The sequence below is a fragment of the uncultured Tateyamaria sp. genome (genome assembly GCF_947504105.1).
Lineage (GTDB): Bacteria > Pseudomonadota > Alphaproteobacteria > Rhodobacterales > Rhodobacteraceae > Tateyamaria.
Genome location: NZ_CANNGP010000187.1, coordinates 1 through 337 on the forward strand (window position 1 = coordinate 1; position 337 = coordinate 337).

The window sequence follows — 337 nt, forward strand, 5'->3', positions numbered from 1 at the left end:
GCTTGTCTTGCCTATGTACCAGAGCTCGGCTCACTCACGAAAGGGGAGGCCGCTGCGATTGTTGGCCTTGCACCGCACGCCCAAGATTCCGGCACTTTGAAAGGACACCGCCGGATTTCAGGTGGTAGACGAGAGGTCAGGGCAAGCCTTTACATGGCCGCACTTTCAACGCTGCGCTATGATCCGATGATGCAATCATTTGCGCGCCGCCTGCGCGAGCGAGGCAAACCAGCCAAGGTCGCGATCACGGCCATCATGCGTAAGCTCATTGTCATCATGAACGCGGTGCTGAAGACCGGCGAACCGGCACGAAGGCCTTTGCCGAGCTGATGATTGC

Annotated in this window: 1 protein-coding gene; it reads left to right on the plus strand. The window is 58.5% G+C overall.

What is annotated here, in order from left to right:
* A partial coding sequence (locus tag Q1A75_RS24135; RefSeq protein ID WP_299593452.1) for a transposase occupies positions 1 to 330 on the plus strand: 330 nt, incomplete at its 5' end.
* Positions 331 to 337 lie beyond the last annotated feature (7 nt).